The sequence below is a fragment of the uncultured Flavobacterium sp. genome (assembly GCF_951805225.1).
Classification (GTDB): domain Bacteria; phylum Bacteroidota; class Bacteroidia; order Flavobacteriales; family Flavobacteriaceae; genus Flavobacterium.
On record NZ_OX638201.1, the window covers coordinates 1,910,254 to 1,928,194 of the forward strand.

Below are 17,941 nucleotides of genomic sequence, written 5' to 3' on the forward strand. Positions count from 1 at the left end.
AATAAGAGGTTATGATAAAGAATAATATATATCTTCCGTATGAAGTTATTTTTAGCGAAATAACGGAATCCCTGCAAACTGAAGTGGGAAATAACTTCTTTGAGCTGCTTTATATTGTCTCCGGAACCGGAATCCAAACTATCAATCAAAATAGATTATCATACGAACTTGGACATTTATTTTTAATTACGCCTCAGGATTTTCATTCTTTAGAAATAAAGGAAAAAACGACCATTTTTCAGTTGCGTTTTACTGATATTTATATCAAAAACGGACCTTTTACTTCGAACAATCTTTACAAACTTGAATATATTTTGCATCATGCGCATCATCAGCCCGGATGTATTTTGAAAAGAATTACCGATAAAAATCTCGTTCATCCGGTTATCGAAGCGATCAGGCATGAATATCACAATCCTACTTTATACAATACAGAACTTATCCAGTTATTAATTAATACTTTGATTGTAATTATTGCCCGAAATATCTCTGAATATCTACCGGAAAATATCAATAAACAATCTGATGGAAAAGCGCATACGTTATTAGAATATATTCAAACTCATATTTATGAACCTGAAAAACTGAGCGTAACGGTTATGAGCGAGAAGTTTGGAATTTCGGAAACGTATTTAGGAAGGTATTTTAAAAAACAGGCGAACGAAACTTTACAAGATTATATTTCGAAATACCGAATAAAACTGGTAGAAAACAGATTGCTTTATAGTGATTTGCGTGTGGGAGAAATTGCAAGTGAATTGGGTTTTAATGACGAAAGTCACTTGAATAAAATCTTCAAAAAACACCGCGGCACTACTCCATCAGCTTTTAGAAAAAAAACTTTAAGCGTTTAAAACTTAATTATTGATTTTCGTTTTCGCTTTTTAATTGTAAAGCTCTTTGCAAAAAACTCTGGTGCAAAATCTTGTTTTCGGCTTCGTCAATTGCTTTCAGTAAATTATTCTGATTGTCTGCAATATCAGAAAGAACTTGTGTCATAACGCCCCAAACAGGTTCCATTTTCAAAATAAGCTCCTGCCCTTTTGTAGTTAAAACAATAAGACGTTTGCGCTCGTCTATTTTATCTTTTTTCGAACGAATCAATTTTTGCTTTTCTAATTCTTTGAGCAAACTAATCGTCGAAGGATGTGTATAACCAATTTCGTTTGCGATTTCGACAACGCTCAAAACTCCTTTGTGATGTAAGGTATAAATGACCGGAAACCATTTAGGCTCAAAATCAATTCCGTACGATTTATAAAACAAAGCACCGTCTTTACGCAATTGCTCGCTGAGACGCTGTAATCGCGTTGAAATGGCTAAAATTCCCGATTCATCAATAATATTCATCCTTATTTTTTTAGTTTTAAATGACAAAATACATTGTCTGCGCTCATTATTGGAAATGCTGTTGGAAGCGATTCTTTTTCAACTCGCACAAAATTGTTTCTTTCGTAAAAACGCAAAGCTGCTTCTAAGATCGATACAGTTCCCAAATATAAATCATCGATTTCATTTTCTTTGCAATAATCGATCAAAGTCTCTAATAATTTCTGTGCAATTGAGAACTCTTTTCCTCGGAATTCCTTTTTTACAAACATTTTTCTGATCGCAGCTTCGGAGTTGCTGAATTTTACCAAAGCAATTGTACCAACCAATTCTTCATCGATAAAAGCGCCCCAGAAACCACCGCCACTTGCGTAATAAAAATTGGTTATGTTCAATAAATCCGGCTGATCTTCTAATGTAATTGGAACATTAAATTCTTTTTGCTGAATGCTTAAAACTAAATCTACTACAGCATCTGCATATTTATTTTCTATTGGAATAATTATCGGTTTCATATCAAATAAAATTAAAACACAAAACTACGTAGTTAAATACATAAATAAAAATATTTCTTGAAATTTATGATTTTTTTGAGAAAGAAGAAGATTTTAAATTATTGTTATGCTGTTGCGAAATATGCACGCAAAGTCGCAAAGACGCAAAGTTTTTTATTTCTCGCAGATTTAGCAGATCAAGCAGATTTTTTTTAATCTTTTTAATTCTTCAATCTGTGGCTTTAAAATAAGAACGTTACATCTTTACGCAAATATGCGCGCAAAGACGCAAAGGCGCAAAGTTTTTTTGTTTCTCGCAGATTTAGCAGATCGAGCAGTTTTTTTAATCTGTGATAATAAATATAAAACTTAGCAACTTTGCATCTTTGCGCGATTAAAACCCACTCTACAAACACAATAACCAAAAAAAACAAAAGCCTCGAAATGTGAAACTTATCATAAAAAATGAAAAAAATTTGCACATATGACCAATCGGTCATATATTTGTACTCGATAAATGAAAACTATCATGACAAAGGGAGAAGAAACCAGACAATTCATTATAGAAAAAGCTGCACCAATTTTTAATACAAAAGGGATTGCCGCAACTGCTATGAGTGATATTATGGAGGCTACGAAGTTGTCGAAAGGAAGTATGTATGTTCATTTTGAAAACAAAGACGTTCTTGCCTGCGCCGCAGTTGATCATAATATGAAGATTTTGGGCGATAAACTTTTGTTTGAAATCAGTAAAAGCAAAACGGCAAAAGAGGAACTTTATACTTATATAGATTTCTTTAGTAATGCTGTAAATCCGCCTCTTACGGGAGGTTGTCCGTTATTGAATTTTGGTACAGAAGCAGATGACACGAATCCTATTGTAAAGGAAAAAATAAATAAAGGTTGTAACGCAAATCAGCAATTATTGGCAAATAGTGTCAATAAAGGAATAGCAAACGGAGAATTTAATCCGGAATGGAATGCGGAAGAATTTGCAGTTATTATGTTTGCCATGATGGAAGGCGGTCACTTAATTTCGAGAATGTCAGGCAATAACGATAAGATGAAAATCATCACAAAAAACCTAAAAAAAATTATAGAGGAAAACACACTCTAATTTTTTTTATCATAAAAATGACCTTTCGGTCATATTTAGATAAAAAAACAATATCAATTACAAAATTCAATATCAGCTTTAAAAGAATAACAATTACACAAAACATCAATTTACAATTCACAATTAACCATTAACAATTAAAAAAAAAACATCATGTCAAAAACAATTTTAATTTCAGGATCAACAAAAGGATTTGGTAGAGCCTGGACAGAAGCATTTTTAGAAAAAGGATACAAGGTAGCTGCAACAGCCAGAAATATTGAATCTCTTAATGATTTGAAGGCAAAATACGGAGACGCAATTTTACCACTTACGCTTGACGTAAACAACCGCGAAGATTCGTTTGCTGCCGTTCGAAAAGTACAAGAACATTTTGGAACTATTGATATCCTGATCAACAATGCGGGTTATGCTTTAAATGGCGCTGTTGAAGAAGCAAGCGAAAAAGAAGCGAGAGCACAATTTGAAACTAATTTCTTTGGAACTCTTTGGTTAACTCAAGCTGTTTTACCAATTATGAGAAATCAAAAAAGCGGTCATATTATTCAGGTTTCTTCTATTTTAGGAATTACAACTTTACCAAATTTAGGTCTTTATAATGCAACTAAATTTGCTGTGGAAGGTCTTACTGAAACTCTTTCTCAAGAGGTAAAACAATTTGGAATCAATGTAACTTTGGTTGAGCCAAATGGTTATGTTACTGATATTTGGGGTAACGGATTCAACAGTGAAAGTATTCCTGCTTATGACGGAATTAGAAAAGCAATTGCAGAAGGACATGATCCTGATACTTTTGGAAAAACAAGCGCTACTGTACCTGCGATTGTTAAATTGGTTGAAGCCGAAAATCCTCCTTTACGTTTATTCTTAGGAAAAGTGGCGTTACCATTTGCAAAACAAACTTACGAACAAAAACTTGCAATCTGGGAAGAATGGGCTGATGTTTCTGTGGCTGCGCACGGATAATTAAATCCTTGTTTTATAACTCCGAAAACTGCGTAGAATTGAATTATTTTACGCAGTTTTTTTGCATTTCAATTAAATTTAAAAATCCGTTTTATCTGCGTTACAAAAAGACGCTGATTTAACTGATTCGCTAAAGCGAAAACGCTGATTAAAACGGATTTTTTATACTGATTCCAGAAAAAGGAATAGATATTCTGAAAATTCTACATTCAAAAGTTACTATTTCTAAAAATTACTTCTCTTTTGATACCATAATCATAAATTACTTTATCGTTTCAGTTTAATCTTCATAAAATTAACATTCCTTCTCGTTTATTACTATATTTGATTCTGCTAAAAACCAAGATTACATATACTAAATAAACTATGAAATATTGTTACTGTTTTCTTCTATTGGTTTTTATTTCTGTTCCTTCTTTTTCACAATTACCTTCCTCGACATCACAATATGATTTAAAGAAAAAGAGAGTCTTGATTCAGCTTTGTTCGATGTTTTTGTATGGAAAAAATCAGGGAAAAATTGATGAAGACAGTTCTGCCGTTTTAGCGGTAAAAGCTTATAATTTGCCTCTTTCGCTAAGTTATGACGAAGGTTTTAATGAATCTAAAGATGATGTTTTACCCGGATCTGAATTTATCGAAAAAGGAAATTTCAAAGCTGTAAACCAACTTTTAGAAAACTCAAAAAATACGGATAGAATTAAATTATTGCTTCAACTTGGAAGTTTTTATCTCTTTAAACCGGGAACAAAACCGCAAGATCTTCAAAATGCTTTTTCGAATATAAAAGAAGCTCTCGAACTTAGTAATAAGCTCAAGATTCAAAAATGGCAAAATCAGAGTTTAACGCTTCTTGGGAAATATTACGCTCAGGCAAATAATCCAATTGAAAGTAAAAATTGTTTTGCAAAAGTTGTAGAGCAATGCAAAAAACAAAACGATCAAAAAGCATTGGCTGACGCATTGTCAAACCAAGCTTTATATTTACCAAACCAAGATCCGCAAAAGGAAATTCTTTTAAATAAAGTTATAAAATTATATACGGATTTAGGCTTAGACGATAAAAAAATAGAAATGCACATGAGGCTTATCACTGTGCATTATTATACCGGAAATATTAAGCTTGCGCTTAAAGAATTTTATCAAAATTTATATTACCAAAGGCAATACGGTTTTAAACATACACACTTTACCGAAGGCACAATATCCTACGTTGAACTTTTGCGCTACAACACAAAAAGTGCCTTGTATTATGCTCTAAAGAGTGTAAAAACAATGGAAACGATCAATGATTATAATTTTGCCGATATATTTTATCTCCGTTTTGGCAACGTATATCTTACGCTTGGTCATTATGAAGAAGCGTTGGATTTGTATAAAAAAAGTGTAGAAGCCGGACATCAAAATATTAATAGCGGCGGTTTCTACAGAAGTTTTGTGAGTCTTGTTGCAGCACTTTTCTCCAGAGGAAAAACGACAGAAGCCATCAATTATATCAATACGATTGTACTGAAATATCCGCCAACAGATGTTTTTGATAAAATGATTGTCAATAATGTGAGAGCCGTTTGCTATGAACGCTTAAAAAATTATGCGTTGGCAGAAACCTATTTTAAAGAAATGGATCTCAACGCACAAAAACTTACAGGTCCTGAAACGTTGCTTGATGTATTAAATTCATACTCATCAATGACAGCTTTTTATGCGCACAGACACAGACCTTTGGAAGCTAAATTTTATGCTGACAAGATCCTGACACTTTCAAAAGCTTATAAACGAAATTACACTTCTGAGAATCTTGAGCTGTCTATGTCTGTAATCGATTCTTTAAATGGCAATTACCAAGGCGCATTGAAGCATTTTCAGATTTATAAAAAACTAAACGATTCTTTGGTTGATTTTTCGAAAAACAAACAAATCGAAGAACTTAAAATTCAATATGAAACGCTGAATAAAGAACAAAAAATCAACTTTTTGAACAATCAGTCTTCGTTACAAAAAAGCGAATTGCGAAAATCAAAACTGCTGAATAATCTTTCGATCTGGAGTTTGATTTTATTGTCAATTACAATTGGTTTGCTTTATAACCGTTACCGATTAAAGAAACGAAATCACGCTAAACTTGAGCTTAAAGAGAAAGAAATTAAACTGAAAAACACGAATCTTAGGCATTTATTGCATGAAAAAGAATGGCTTTTGAAGGAAATTCACCATCGTGTAAAAAACAATCTTCAAACGGTTATCAGTCTTTTGAATTCACAATCGGCATATTTGGACAATGATATGGCGTTATCAGCGATAAAAAATAGTCAACACAGGATTCATTCGATGTCATTAATTCATCAGAAACTTTATAATTCTGAGAATATTTCGACGATAAATATGCCTAATTATATTCGGGAATTAATTGAATATTTGAGAGAATCGTTTAATCTTGGACAAAGAATACGTTTCGAAATTAAAGTAGATTCTTTAGAATTAGATGTTGCACAGGCAATTCCGATAGGACTTATTTTAAATGAAGCGATTACCAATTCGATCAAATATGCTTTTCCGGACGATCGCAGCGGAATGATTTATGTAACGCTCGAAGCGACCTCAGAAAACTATTATTTATTGACAATTCTGGACAATGGAGTTGGAATCGACGCTGACTTTTCTTCAAAGAAAATCAACTCTTTTGGTTTAAGTCTGATCAAAGGATTAAGTGCAGATCTTGATGCCAAATTCACAATGGAAAACCATAATGGAACGGTTTTGAAAATTGAGTTTTTGGCTGAACTTCCTATTTCTAAAAAAGAGTTGGAAATCTAGTGTAAACTCAAATTTTTAAACACATAGAAACATAGCTTAACAAATCGAATAAGGCGTTTCACTTGAAATAAAACGCATAGCTATGTGTATTAAAACCAAGTGAAACGCCTTTTTTAAGTAAACAAAAGCTATGTTTCTATGTGTTAAATTATTTTTTGCTTTTATAATTTAAACTAACCACCAATTCCAAAGAATGACCTTTGAAATTGGTGTAATTAGTTCTAATAAAAAACCCTTTATTTTTAAAATTTAAGCTTCAAAATCTGTCGAAAAAGTAAAGTCTTTATTTGCTTCGATTTCATTTTTTAAAGAATCAATTTTATAGTTTGCAAATTGATACGCATCAGATCCTGTTAATAAGTGAAGTGGCGGTTGTGGCCATTTTGTAACTTCAATAATTAATGCCGCTACTTTTTCAGGATCGCCCAATTGTTTCCCCGGAAGATCTTCCTGATGAGAACGCACTGCATCACGAATTTCCTGATAAGCTTCGATTGGTTCCGAAGATGTAATCAATGAACTGCTGTTTAGAAAATTAGTACGCACATAACCCGGTTCAATAAGTGTTACCTTGATGCCGAAAGGTTTAACCTCTTGCACAAGTGCTTCGGAAATGGCTTCTACGGCAAACTTTGTACTACAATATATTCCCCAACCGGCGCCGGCAAGTAATCCAAATACGGAAGAAAGATTTATAATATGTCCGAATTTTGCAGCTCTCATATGTGGCAAAATTGCTCTTGTAACATTTAGCAATCCAAATACATTGACGTCAAAATTGGCACGAACTTCCGCATCAGAACTTTCTTCGATTCCGCCTATTAATCCATATCCGGCATTATTTACCAAATATTCAATAGATTCAAATTTTGCCAAAGTATCTTTTACAGCCTGTTTTACGCTTAATTCGTCGACCAAATTTACTTCAAGCGGAAGAAAATTTTCCGATGAAATTCCGACTGCTTTTTTTAGCGATTCTGCATTTCTTGCTGTTGCGGCTACATTATATCCTTGTGCCAATAATTGTTTGACCAAAATAAGTCCAATTCCTTGGGATGTTCCGGTTATAAACCACGTTTTATCTTGATTTTTCATAATCTCTTTATTATGTTTATTATTCCTCATTTACAAAACGGAAACTTATTTTTTCCCATTTTCTTTAATGTCTTTATAAGCATTTGGAACATTGAAATTAAAATGAAGCCAATTAAAAAGTTCGTATCCTTTATCAAATTCCTTCATTGTTACGGCAGCTTTTGTCTGCTCTAATGTGAGTCCTTTTTTAACTGCATTTTCGACATTTGTTTTTAATGCCTCGACATAATCAATTGTATATTTTATTCCGGCTTTATTGGTAACGCGACCATGACCTGGAACGACAATATCTTTATCGCCAATCATATTATAGATTTTGTTCAAATTGTTTACGGGTTCCAGAAAATAACCGTCAAACAACCACGGAATAGTTGGACTTTCGGCAATAAAAGGATTTCCTGCCCACAATACATTTCCCGAAGCCGATTTTAAATACACAAATAAATCTGCCGGAGATTGTGCCGTTCCTACGTTTATAACCTCAACGATATTGCCTTTTCCCATATCAATTTTCATGGTTTCGTTGATTGGAATTGTAATATCGGCGGGACGATAAACGCTCTCTTCGATTCCTCTTCCTTTACCAAAAAGCATAATCATAAACTGCTTGATATTGTCGTAATTTTTAGAAAGATTGTCTTTGCAGAATTCGTTTTGAATGACAATAGTTTCTTTTGGAAGTAAATAATTTCCAAAGCAATGATCGCCGTGATCGCTCGTATTTATAGCGTATACAATTGGTTTATCACTCACGCTTCTGATTAATTTATAAAGCTGGTCGTATAGTCTTTTGCTTAACATGGTTTCGATAAGTAAAATGCCTTTCTCTCCAACAATAAATCCTGCCGAAGTTGCTTGTGCAATACCTTTTGAAGTTTCGACTTCGGCAGTTTCAGGCGCTACTGAATAAACGTTTTCTGCTATTTTATGTAATTTCAAAGTCACTTTATTCGCATCCCAAATCGGGACATGATCCGGCATTGGAAATTGCGCATAAGCGATAGTATTACAAAGGAAAAACAAGATAACAAATGCAAATCCTGAAAGAATGTTTTTAGTTTTCATGATGTTTATTTTATTCTGATAAAGTTATTTTGCTAGAAAAAAGGCCAATAAATCTTTTTGAACCTGAGCTGTATTTTCCTGAACTAACCAATGTCCTGAACCTGCAATTTTTGACTCGGTTACATTCTCTGCAACTAATTTTGAATGATCTTTCAGGAATGCTGCTGCAAAATATTCTCCACCCATCGCTAGTAAAGGCATTTTAAGTTTTGTTTTCATAAAAATCAAATTGTCTTTTCCGTCTTGCGGAAAGTTTCCAAACCATTTAAAACTTGATTTTGCTGCATCTTTTACTGCGTATGCTCTAACAAATTCTGCAGTTTCTTCTGGTGTAAAAGGATCTTTTACGTGTCCAACCATTGGCCAGAAATTAGTCAAAAACTCTTTTTCTTTTCCTTTAACAATATCTCCCGAAGCTGGCCAAGCAAAAAATCCAAACCACCACGCAGAAGCCGAAACTTGTGACCAAACTGGCTCAATTCCAGGAAGTAAAGCATCCATTAAAGCTATTTTTTTTACTTCGCTTCCATATTGTGCTGCATACGCATAAGCGACCATTAATCCGATGTCGTGACCTGCAAGATTAATATTTGTGTAGCCTAATTTTTTAACCAATTCGTGAATATCGGTTGCCATTGTTTTTTTGTCATAACCACCTTCCGGTTTGTCTGACTCTCCTACTCCTCTTAAATCTGGCGCAATAACTGTAAAGTGTTTCGAAAGTTCCGGAAGCAGGCGATTCCACATGTACCAGTTTTGACCAAAACCATGAACTAATACTAATGGATCGCCTTTTCCTCCAATTACATAATGAATTTTTACGCCGTTTACCAAAGCGGTTTCGTGTTTAAAATTTGCCGGCGGATCTGCTGGTTTCGCAACTGCTGAATCTGTTGTTGTAGTTGCTTCTTCGGAAACGGCTTTTGTAGATTCTTCTTTTTTATTGCATGATGCAAATGATAAAAAACTGATTATTAACAAGCCAAAGATTCCTTTTGAAGTTTTTGACCATAAATTTTGGTTAGAAATTGATTTCATGATTTTCTATTTAAAAAGTTATTAAATGCTTACTAATAGGCTAGAATTGTGCCTAAGACATCAAACCTTTTAAATACAAGGATTTACATATTTTTAAGAAAGCTGAAAAAGTTGTATTTCGTTATCATTTGAAAAACATTGACGATATAACACTAAAATTGAACTCTTCACACGCAATTTTTAACACATATAAACATAGCTAAACAAATCGTATAAGGCGTTTCACTCTAAATAAAACGCATAGCTATGTGCGTTAAAACCAAATGAAACGCCTTTTTTAAGTAAACAAAAGCTATGTCTCTATGTGTTAAAATTACGCGCGACAGATTCTTTTCTCTTTGAATAGGCTAAATTTTATAACTTTATCGTTCTCTAATAAAGCTTACGAAGCTTTTGACTTAATCTCCGGACAAAACAATCTCAAAATGGAAATCGACACTATTCTAGACGAAATATTTAAATTACCGGAAGAATCAAAAACTGCATTAAAACGAAATATTACTCAGATAAAATATCCAAAAGGACATATTCTTTTAAATGCAGGAAAAGTGGAGTCGAATATCTATTTTATAAAAAAAGGAATCGTTCGGGCTTATGTAAATCAGAATGATAATGAAGTTACTTTTTGGTTTGGAAAAGAAGGTCAAACGGTAATTTCGATGAAAAGCTACACGCAAGACGAAAAAGGATATGAAGATATTGAGCTTCTGGAAGATTGTGAACTTTATGAATTAAAGAAAGAAGATCTTCAGAAACTATTTGATTCTGATATTTATATTGCAAATTGGGGCAGAAAATTTGCCGAAATAGAACTTGTAAAAACGGAAGAACGATTGATCTCACGTCAATTTAAAAACGCAACAGATCGTTATTTGGAATTGTTAACCAATCATCCTGAATTAATTAGAAGAATTCAATTGGGACATATCGCTTCTTATCTTGGAATTACACAAGTTAGTTTAAGCAGAATTAGAGCTGAGATTAAATAATTTCATTTTTTATCATTTGTTAAATTTTATTTGCTTCAGGAAAAGGAACTTTGCAACATAAAATTTTAACAATATGAACTGGATTATTCTAATTATTGCGGGACTTTTTGAAGTCTCCTTTGCAACTTGTCTTGGAAAAGCAAAAGAAGCTGTTGGTACAGATGCTTATTTATGGTACACAGGATTTTTTATATCACTAACCGTAAGTATGTTACTACTTATTAAAGCAACTGAAACTTTACCTATTGGAACTGCTTATGCGGTCTGGACAGGAATTGGCGCAGTGGGAACGGTATTAATGGGAATCTTTGTTTTTAAGGAACCTGTAGATTTTTGGAGATTGTTTTTTCTTGCAGCATTAGTTGGTTCAATCATTGGACTTAAAGCTGTTTCTCATTAAGAATGTTCATTTTTTAGTTTTATTTCTTTCGCTTAAGCGGAAGTTTTAAAGCAAAATCAAGATATTTATTTAAAGCTCAATTCATCTGAATTGGGCTTTTTTTATTTCTTAATTCTCTATTCTCGAAATGTCGTTTTATTGGTACAATACAAAAAACCATGGAGTTATAAAAATTAAGGATGTATTTAACCGCAAAGTTCACAAAGTTTTTTATGCATATCGGATTTTATAAAAACACAAAGTTCGCAAAGCTTTGTGTTGATCTAGCTTTGCGAACTTTGTGTGTTCTATTTGCGAAAAGTAAAATTAAATCTTAGCGAACTTTGCGTTTAAAATGGTTATTCAATACAAACTATTTTATGTTTCTCCACAGATTTTTGTATTGATCCGTTTTATTGACCTATGTCAAACTTTTCTATCTAAAACACTTATAGATTTGCTGTTCAAAAATCTTAATATACTTGAATTAAAATGATAAGTACAGAAATAAGTCCGTTGACAAAATTTGGAACAACTAGCCAGGTACGTGTAGAAAATGCATTAAAACATCTTCAAAACGGAAAAGGAATTCTACTAACGGATGATGAAAACAGAGAAAATGAAGGAGATTTAATTTTTGCTGCACAACATATAAATGTTCCTGATATGGCAATGATGATCAGAGAATGCAGCGGTATTGTCTGTCTTTGTCTTACGAATGAAAAAGCAGATCAATTGAATCTACCTTATATGGTAAAAGAAAATACAAGTCATTTTCAAACTCCGTTTACGGTTACAATTGAAGCCAAAGAAGGTGTTACAACCGGCGTTTCGGCAACGGACCGAATTACAACTATCAAAACTGCTTGTGCTACAAATGCATTGCCTGAAGATTTATCAAGACCTGGACATGTTTTCCCTTTGCGCGCTAAAGAAAATGGTGTTCTGGAAAGAAACGGACACACTGAAGGAAGTATTGATTTAATGAAACTTGCAAATTTAAAGCCTGAAGCTGTTCTTTGCGAATTAATGAATCCTGATGGCAGCATGGCTAAACTCGGCAGAATCATTAGTTTTGCAGAAGAAAATGAATTGGTAGTTTTATCTATAGAAGATATTATCTATTACCGCAAATTTGTTAGAGATTATAAATAAACGATGATATACGAGCAACTTGGTAATTTTATAAAAAAAAGAATTCAGATTTCAGATGCCGATTTAAATACTATTCTTTCTTACTTTAAACCTCTAAAACAAAGTAAAAATGATCTTTTGCTTGCGCACGGTCAAACGAGTCAGAATACTTACTTTGTTGGAAAAGGCTGTTTGAGAATCTTTTTTATAAATGAAGACGGAAAAGATGTAACTCGTTATATCGCTTTCGAAAATCAGCTTGCTACGGCTTTGGTGAGTTTTATAACAAAATTGCCTTCTTCAGAATATATTCAGGTGATTGAGAAATCAGAGCTTTTGTATATCAGTCACGATGATTTTAATCATTTGATGAGTATTATCCCGCAATGGAGAGAATTCTATTGTTCGTATTTAGAAAGAGCATACGTTAATAATACCAACAGATTAATGTCATTCACCACAATGGATGCTTTAGAACGATACAATCAATTGCTGAAAATAAATCCGGCGATTGTAAAACGATTGCCGAATAAAGTAGTCGCTTCTTATATTAATATTTCGCAAGAAACTTTAAGCCGATTGAAATCTAAGAATTGAGAATAAAAAAGCCTCTCAAAACTTATGTTTGTGCGATTTAAACCCGACAGGTTTTTAAAACCTGTCGGGTTTGCTATGACAAATATTGGGGTTACGTTGCGTTTCAACGGATTAAAATCCGTTGCTACAAAATAAACCATTCCTTCGGAATTCTATAAAACGTTCCGCAGGAACAAAATATATTGTAGGGATGGATTTTAATCCATCATTCGTCCACAATTGAAACCCAATCTTGTCATTTCGAGGAACGAGAAATCTTCGCAAGAAACTCGACAAAGATTGAAAAAATTCTGTGCGGAGCTACTTGCGAAGATTTCTCGTTCCTCGAAATGACAAATACTGGGGTTACTTAGTCGAGTTTCTAGTGCGAATTAAACCCGACAGGTTTTAAAAACCTGTCGGGTTTACTGCATGTGATTACTTTGGCGAGTTTCTTGTGTTTATCTTTGTCAAAGTTTTAAACTTTGACAAAGATTTCGTGACTTTCGTAACTCTAAAGATTTTATGATTCGCAACTACTACAAGTAACAAGGCTTGTAACAAGTTCTTTTGATACACTTTGACTGCGTTGGTAATAAAGACTTTTAACGCCAAGTTGCCACGCTTCGATCATTAAGCGGTTTACTTCCTTGATTGGTAATTCGGCAGGAATATTTAGGTTTAAACTTTGTCCTTGATCTACAAATTTCTGACGAATAGAAGCTTGTTGTACAATCTCTAACTGACTAATTTCTTTGAAGGTTTTAAAGACATCTTTTTCGTTTTGAGAAAGTTGGCTCATATGTTGAACACTTCCGCCATTAAGCATGATTTCTCTCCAGACTTCTTCGTTATCAAGACCTTTTTTCTCTAATAATATTTTCAGGTATTTATTCTTGCGCATGAAATTACCTTTACTCAATCCTGCTTTATAATAATTACTGCTAAAAGGTTCGATTCCAGGCGAAGTTTGTCCTAAAATTGCTGATGAAGAAGTTGTTGGCGCAATTGCCATTGTGGTTGTATTGCGTCGTCCGTATCCTTTTAATAATTCAGGTTCTCCATAGATTCTTGCTAAATCCTGAGTTGCTTTATCTGCTTTATCGCTTATGTGCTGGAAAATTTCTGTGGTTTTCATTTTGGCTTCCAAGCCTTCAAACGGAATCATATTTTTTTGCAAATACGAATGCCATCCTAAAACTCCTAATCCAAGCGCACGGTGTCTTTTTGCAAAACGATTTGCTGCCGAAAGATAATAGTTACCTTCTGTTTTTTCGATAAATTCCTGTAATACGGCATCAAGGAAAAAGATGGCAAGTTTTACGGCTTCGGTATCTTTCCATTCTTCGTAAAGCTCCAGATTCATTGACGAAAGACAGCAAATAAATGATTCGTCAATATCTGACGGAAGCATGATTTCACTGCATAAATTACTGGCATTTATACGTAGATTTTTATCTTTATATACTTGTGGTTTATTCTTGTTTACGTTGTCACTAAAAAAGATATATGGTAATCCTTTTTGCTGACGGCTTTCGAGAACTTTTGCCCAAATTTGTCTTTTATCGCTATCTCCATCGATCATTTCCTGCATCCAATAATCAGGTACACAGATTCCGGTAAACAAATTCTGAATTGGATTTCCGATGCTTTTTATTTTCAAAAATTCTTCGATATCCGGGTGATCTACATCAAGATATGCTGCAAACGCACCTCTACGCACCCCACCTTGAGAAATTGTGTCCATTGTGGTATCAAAAAGTTTCATGAAACTTACTGCTCCGCTACTCTTTCCGTTGTCTGTTACGGCGCTTCCTCTTTCGCGTAATTCTCCAAAATATCCTGATGTTCCACCACCAATTTTGGTTTGCATGATTACTTCGCCTAGTTTATGTGTAATTCCTTCGATTTCATCCGGAACGTGAACATTAAAACAAGAAATTGGCAATCCGCGTTCTGTTCCCATATTTGCCCAAACCGGAGAACTAATGCTCATCCAACCGCGTTCGATCATTTCTACAAAAGAATCTTTTAGTTCTGGTTTGTAAAGTCTTTTCGCTGCAGCGGTACAAATTCTGTCAATTGCGCCTTCTACAGTTTCTCCTTTTAAAAGATATCCGCGGTTTAATATTTGTTCACTTTCAGAATTTTTCCACCACATTTTATTGTCTGCGTCACTTAATGGCGCGCTTTTTCCTGAAATTGTATCTATTATCGTATTCATATTATTTTTGGCTAATTAAAAAAGGTCGTTTGCTGTAATACTTTTATCATGTTTGGTATATTCTACCGGTCTTTTTGCAAAGAAATCATCTAAACTATTAGCAAAAACTTCTTCTTCAAACCACGCCATTGGTTTGTAATCTTCGGCCGGAATATTAAATATCGTTGGAATATTTATCTGCGTAAGGCTTTCGTCTATTCTAAACTTCATGAAATTCACCAGATCAGCTTTTTTGATTGTTTCGATTTCACCATCTTCAAAAATCCAATCTAATATATCTGCTTCTACGTCTATCGAATTTTTCACCGTTTCTCTAACTAATGCTAAAGTTTCTTCATCAAAATAATTTGGAAATTCTTCTCTTATTTTGTTCACAATATAAATACCTCCATTTGCATGAATTTGTTCATCGATTGAAGTCCACGCAATGATATTACTCACATTTTTCATATATCCTTTGAATCTTGTAAAGGACAATAAAATCGCAAACTGACTGAAAAGTGATACATTTTCGATTAGAATACTAAACAAAATCAATGATACTACATACTTTTTATTGTCTTGTGATTTGGTGTCTTTAAGAACATTCGAAAGATAATCTACTCTTTTACGAACTACCGGAATCTCCATCAATTTCTCGAATTCGTCATTATATCCCAAAACTTCCAAAAGACGAGAATAAGCTTCAGAATGTCTGAATTCGCATTCGGCAAACGTACTTCCTAATCCGTTAAATTCCGGTTTTGGAAAATGCTCGTATATATTACCCCAAAAACTTTTTACGGCAACTTCGATTTGTGCAATTGCCAGCAAACTGTTTTTGATTGCTGTTTTTTCGGCCGCATTCAAATGCGAATGAAAATCTTGTGTATCTGCAGTAAAATCGACTTCTGTATGAACCCAATATGCTTTATTTATGGCTTCTGTAAATTGTAATACTTCTGGATACTCAAAAGGTTTATAGTTGATTCTTTTATCGAAAATAGACATATATATAAGTATTAAATGGTGACTTGAATAAGAAAAAAAACAGCTTTTTGGGGAAAGCGATGTTGTTTTTATATCTACAAAATTAAGCCACAGTTCTTCTTTTGGCCTCGATTTGATGTTAAAAAACGAAGCAATTATCAACAGTTTATTGTCTCTTAAGAAGCGGAAAGAATTTACTTTTTATCAACATGCACAATACTTCCTAAAACCCAAACTCATAGCTATTTATACCGTTTCTAAATAAAGTTATCAACATGATAAGTATCATAAAACGATCATTTTTCAAAAACAGTTATCAACAATAACTCTTTAAATTTTAAGTTTTTTACTACGAAAATGTATTTTGCAAAAGAAAATGGAACGCTAATTTATCATTAAATTAGAATTAAAAATGATTGCATCTGAAGAAGTAAAAGCTAAGCAATAAAAAAGATAATACATTGATTTTAAATAATTTAAATTGTTATTTAAAAATATTCAGTGCTTTTCTTTTTAATACTTTTTTAAAGGAAATATAATTACGAAAGGAAATTTTTCAATCATTGATTACGATTAAAGTAATTTGTAATCAAAATAAAAACATTAAACCAAATTTGAAGTTATTTTCATTTGGCTAAAGCAAAATATACTGCCAAAAAATTCAGAAAACATCAAATTGATTTTGGAAGAAATTTGCAACTTTTTTGTTGTGAAGAGTAATGAAAAATCATTAGCATTTTAAAATTAAAAAAGGAAAAGTAAAATTAAAATGTTGCCATTGAAATTTCACTTTTCCTCTTCAGAATATTAACCTTTAAATTTAACCAAAAACTTAATCTAAAAAGTTGTAACGCAATCCTAATTCAAAAGTATCATTGGCAAAAGCGCCGTTGTTGCCAATATAACTGGAATACGCCAGAAAGATTCCGAGTTTATTTAATTGAAGTCCAAAAGCTCCCGAAATTGCTTCGTTTGTGTGATACATCGCCGATATATTTATATTGTATTCCGGCATGTTGAATCTTCCTCCAATATCTACTATATCCTTGTATCCTCTAATGCCTCTGTAAGCCAAAAGTGGTTCGATATTAAAATCGTTTATTCTGCTGGACAGAAACACTTTATAGCTTATCGCCGAATAGAATATCTGATTGTCTACGTATCTTCTTTCGCCATTATCGTTCTCAAAAAACACATTATTTAAATTAGGAACTGCAGCTTGAATGGTCAATAGTTTAGTTGTGTATGAAACTCCAAAATCACCATCTAAAGCGCCACCTTCATTAAAATTCTGAATGGAAGGATCGTCTATGTTTCCGTTGATTTTACCATTATCAAGGGAGAGAAATCTGGCTCCAAAAGATAATCCGAAGTTTAATTTTCGACCGTCTTCATCAAGTGGCAAATGGTAGGCAAAAGTTCCCAGAATTCGCGTATTGGTTATTAAACCTGCTTTGTCACTATTAAAATTAAGTCCGTAAGCAAGTCTGTCATCCGGATTGTATTCGGCTGTTGCATACATTAATACAGGTCTTCCGGGTACATCGTCCCATTGTCCCTGATATCCAATGTTTACATTTAACCCCTTATTTAGTCCTGCCATCGCCGGATTACCCAAATATTGGTTTTGAAAATACATGGCTTCGAATTTATTCAATTGCGCATAGGCCGTATTTGTTACCAATAAAACTACACTCAAAAACAGGATTGGTTTGATGGCAAATAATTTCATATATATTTTTTTATTTGTAC

Annotated in this window: 16 protein-coding genes; 8 read left to right on the forward strand and 8 right to left on the reverse strand. The window is 33.3% G+C overall.

Annotated features, from left to right (window positions below):
* Window positions 1-11: 11 nt before the first annotated feature.
* Complete coding sequence (locus WN975_RS08030) at window positions 12-854, forward strand: AraC family transcriptional regulator (protein ID WP_337966070.1); 843 nt, start codon at window positions 12-14, stop codon at window positions 852-854.
* 7 nt (window positions 855-861) lie between these two features.
* Here the strand turns inward: WN975_RS08030 and WN975_RS08035 are convergent, their stop codons facing one another.
* Window positions 862-1,350 (reverse strand): MarR family transcriptional regulator, encoded by a 489-nt coding sequence (locus WN975_RS08035; RefSeq protein ID WP_099708141.1) that lies wholly within the window; start codon window positions 1,348-1,350, stop codon window positions 862-864.
* A 2-nt stretch (window positions 1,351-1,352) separates the two neighbouring features.
* Window positions 1,353-1,844: a GNAT family N-acetyltransferase gene (locus WN975_RS08040; RefSeq protein ID WP_337966071.1), complete on the reverse strand. Its 492-nt coding sequence runs from the start codon at window positions 1,842-1,844 to the stop codon at window positions 1,353-1,355.
* A gap of 508 nt (window positions 1,845-2,352) precedes the next feature.
* Between WN975_RS08040 and WN975_RS08045 the strand changes: the two genes are divergently transcribed.
* From WN975_RS08045 to WN975_RS08055, 3 genes are all read left to right on the forward strand, one after another.
* Window positions 2,353-2,940 carry a TetR/AcrR family transcriptional regulator gene (locus WN975_RS08045; protein ID WP_337966072.1) on the forward strand — a complete coding sequence of 196 codons (588 nt, stop codon included), beginning with the start codon at window positions 2,353-2,355 and terminating at the stop codon, window positions 2,938-2,940.
* 153 nt (window positions 2,941-3,093) lie between these two features.
* Complete coding sequence (locus tag WN975_RS08050; protein ID WP_337966073.1) at window positions 3,094-3,906, forward strand: SDR family NAD(P)-dependent oxidoreductase; 813 nt, start codon at window positions 3,094-3,096, stop codon at window positions 3,904-3,906.
* Between the two features lie 366 nt (window positions 3,907-4,272).
* Window positions 4,273-6,720: a sensor histidine kinase gene (locus WN975_RS08055; protein WP_337966074.1), complete on the forward strand. Its 2,448-nt coding sequence runs from the start codon at window positions 4,273-4,275 to the stop codon at window positions 6,718-6,720.
* Between the two features lie 249 nt (window positions 6,721-6,969).
* Here WN975_RS08055 and WN975_RS08060 read toward each other — a convergent pair whose 3' ends face one another.
* Genes WN975_RS08060 through WN975_RS08070 form a run of 3 tightly spaced genes read right to left on the reverse strand, consistent with a single transcriptional unit; the run spans window position 6,970 to window position 9,918 of the window.
* On the reverse strand, window positions 6,970-7,815 hold the full coding sequence (locus WN975_RS08060; RefSeq protein ID WP_337966075.1) for an oxidoreductase: 846 nt from the start codon (window positions 7,813-7,815) through the stop codon (window positions 6,970-6,972).
* A gap of 45 nt (window positions 7,816-7,860) precedes the next feature.
* Window positions 7,861-8,880: an MBL fold metallo-hydrolase gene (locus WN975_RS08065; protein WP_337966076.1), complete on the reverse strand. Its 1,020-nt coding sequence runs from the start codon at window positions 8,878-8,880 to the stop codon at window positions 7,861-7,863.
* A gap of 24 nt (window positions 8,881-8,904) precedes the next feature.
* Window positions 8,905-9,918 carry an alpha/beta hydrolase gene (locus WN975_RS08070; protein WP_337966077.1) on the reverse strand — a complete coding sequence of 338 codons (1,014 nt, stop codon included), beginning with the start codon at window positions 9,916-9,918 and terminating at the stop codon, window positions 8,905-8,907.
* Between the two features lie 425 nt (window positions 9,919-10,343).
* Between WN975_RS08070 and WN975_RS08075 the strand changes: the two genes are divergently transcribed.
* From WN975_RS08075 to WN975_RS08090, 4 genes are all read left to right on the forward strand, one after another.
* Window positions 10,344-10,907 (forward strand): Crp/Fnr family transcriptional regulator, encoded by a 564-nt coding sequence (locus WN975_RS08075; RefSeq protein WP_337966078.1) that lies wholly within the window; start codon window positions 10,344-10,346, stop codon window positions 10,905-10,907.
* Window positions 10,908-10,980: 73 nt separating this feature from the next.
* Window positions 10,981-11,307: a multidrug efflux SMR transporter gene (locus WN975_RS08080; RefSeq protein WP_099708149.1), complete on the forward strand. Its 327-nt coding sequence runs from the start codon at window positions 10,981-10,983 to the stop codon at window positions 11,305-11,307.
* A gap of 471 nt (window positions 11,308-11,778) precedes the next feature.
* Window positions 11,779-12,441, forward strand: coding sequence for a 3,4-dihydroxy-2-butanone-4-phosphate synthase (gene ribB, locus WN975_RS08085; protein ID WP_337966079.1), 663 nt, complete (start codon window positions 11,779-11,781; stop codon window positions 12,439-12,441).
* Between the two features lie 3 nt (window positions 12,442-12,444).
* Entirely contained in the window at window positions 12,445-13,017 is a 573-nt protein-coding gene (locus WN975_RS08090; RefSeq protein ID WP_337966080.1) for a Crp/Fnr family transcriptional regulator, read from the forward strand.
* A 502-nt stretch (window positions 13,018-13,519) separates the two neighbouring features.
* Here the strand turns inward: WN975_RS08090 and WN975_RS08095 are convergent.
* The 3 genes from WN975_RS08095 to WN975_RS08105 all read right to left on the reverse strand — a co-directional run bounded on the left by WN975_RS08095 (window position 13,520) and on the right by WN975_RS08105 (window position 17,921).
* The gene (locus tag WN975_RS08095; protein WP_337966081.1) at window positions 13,520-15,220 is read right to left on the reverse strand and encodes a ribonucleoside-diphosphate reductase subunit alpha; all 1,701 of its coding nucleotides are present in this window, start codon (window positions 15,218-15,220) and stop codon (window positions 13,520-13,522) included.
* A gap of 15 nt (window positions 15,221-15,235) precedes the next feature.
* Complete coding sequence (locus WN975_RS08100; protein ID WP_337966082.1) at window positions 15,236-16,210, reverse strand: ribonucleotide-diphosphate reductase subunit beta; 975 nt, start codon at window positions 16,208-16,210, stop codon at window positions 15,236-15,238.
* Between the two features lie 811 nt (window positions 16,211-17,021).
* Entirely contained in the window at window positions 17,022-17,921 is a 900-nt protein-coding gene (locus tag WN975_RS08105) for a PorP/SprF family type IX secretion system membrane protein (RefSeq protein WP_337966083.1), read from the reverse strand.
* Window positions 17,922-17,941 lie beyond the last annotated feature (20 nt).

Coding starts and splice junctions, on each gene's coding strand:
- WN975_RS08095 (WP_337966081.1), bottom strand. CDS start 15,220: ATGAATACGATAATAGATACAATTTCAGGAAAAAGCGCGCCATTAAGT.
- WN975_RS08100 (WP_337966082.1), bottom strand. CDS start 16,210: ATGTCTATTTTCGATAAAAGAATCAACTATAAACCTTTTGAGTATCCA.
- WN975_RS08055 (WP_337966074.1), top strand. CDS start 4,273: ATGAAATATTGTTACTGTTTTCTTCTATTGGTTTTTATTTCTGTTCCT.
- WN975_RS08065 (WP_337966076.1), bottom strand. CDS start 8,880: ATGAAAACTAAAAACATTCTTTCAGGATTTGCATTTGTTATCTTGTTT.
- WN975_RS08070 (WP_337966077.1), bottom strand. CDS start 9,918: ATGAAATCAATTTCTAACCAAAATTTATGGTCAAAAACTTCAAAAGGA.
- WN975_RS08090 (WP_337966080.1), top strand. CDS start 12,445: ATGATATACGAGCAACTTGGTAATTTTATAAAAAAAAGAATTCAGATT.
- WN975_RS08075 (WP_337966078.1), top strand. CDS start 10,344: ATGGAAATCGACACTATTCTAGACGAAATATTTAAATTACCGGAAGAA.
- WN975_RS08030 (WP_337966070.1), top strand. CDS start 12: ATGATAAAGAATAATATATATCTTCCGTATGAAGTTATTTTTAGCGAA.
- WN975_RS08080 (WP_099708149.1), top strand. CDS start 10,981: ATGAACTGGATTATTCTAATTATTGCGGGACTTTTTGAAGTCTCCTTT.
- WN975_RS08050 (WP_337966073.1), top strand. CDS start 3,094: ATGTCAAAAACAATTTTAATTTCAGGATCAACAAAAGGATTTGGTAGA.
- WN975_RS08045 (WP_337966072.1), top strand. CDS start 2,353: ATGACAAAGGGAGAAGAAACCAGACAATTCATTATAGAAAAAGCTGCA.
- WN975_RS08035 (WP_099708141.1), bottom strand. CDS start 1,350: ATGAATATTATTGATGAATCGGGAATTTTAGCCATTTCAACGCGATTA.
- WN975_RS08060 (WP_337966075.1), bottom strand. CDS start 7,815: ATGAAAAATCAAGATAAAACGTGGTTTATAACCGGAACATCCCAAGGA.
- WN975_RS08105 (WP_337966083.1), bottom strand. CDS start 17,921: ATGAAATTATTTGCCATCAAACCAATCCTGTTTTTGAGTGTAGTTTTA.
- ribB (WP_337966079.1), top strand. CDS start 11,779: ATGATAAGTACAGAAATAAGTCCGTTGACAAAATTTGGAACAACTAGC.
- WN975_RS08040 (WP_337966071.1), bottom strand. CDS start 1,844: ATGAAACCGATAATTATTCCAATAGAAAATAAATATGCAGATGCTGTA.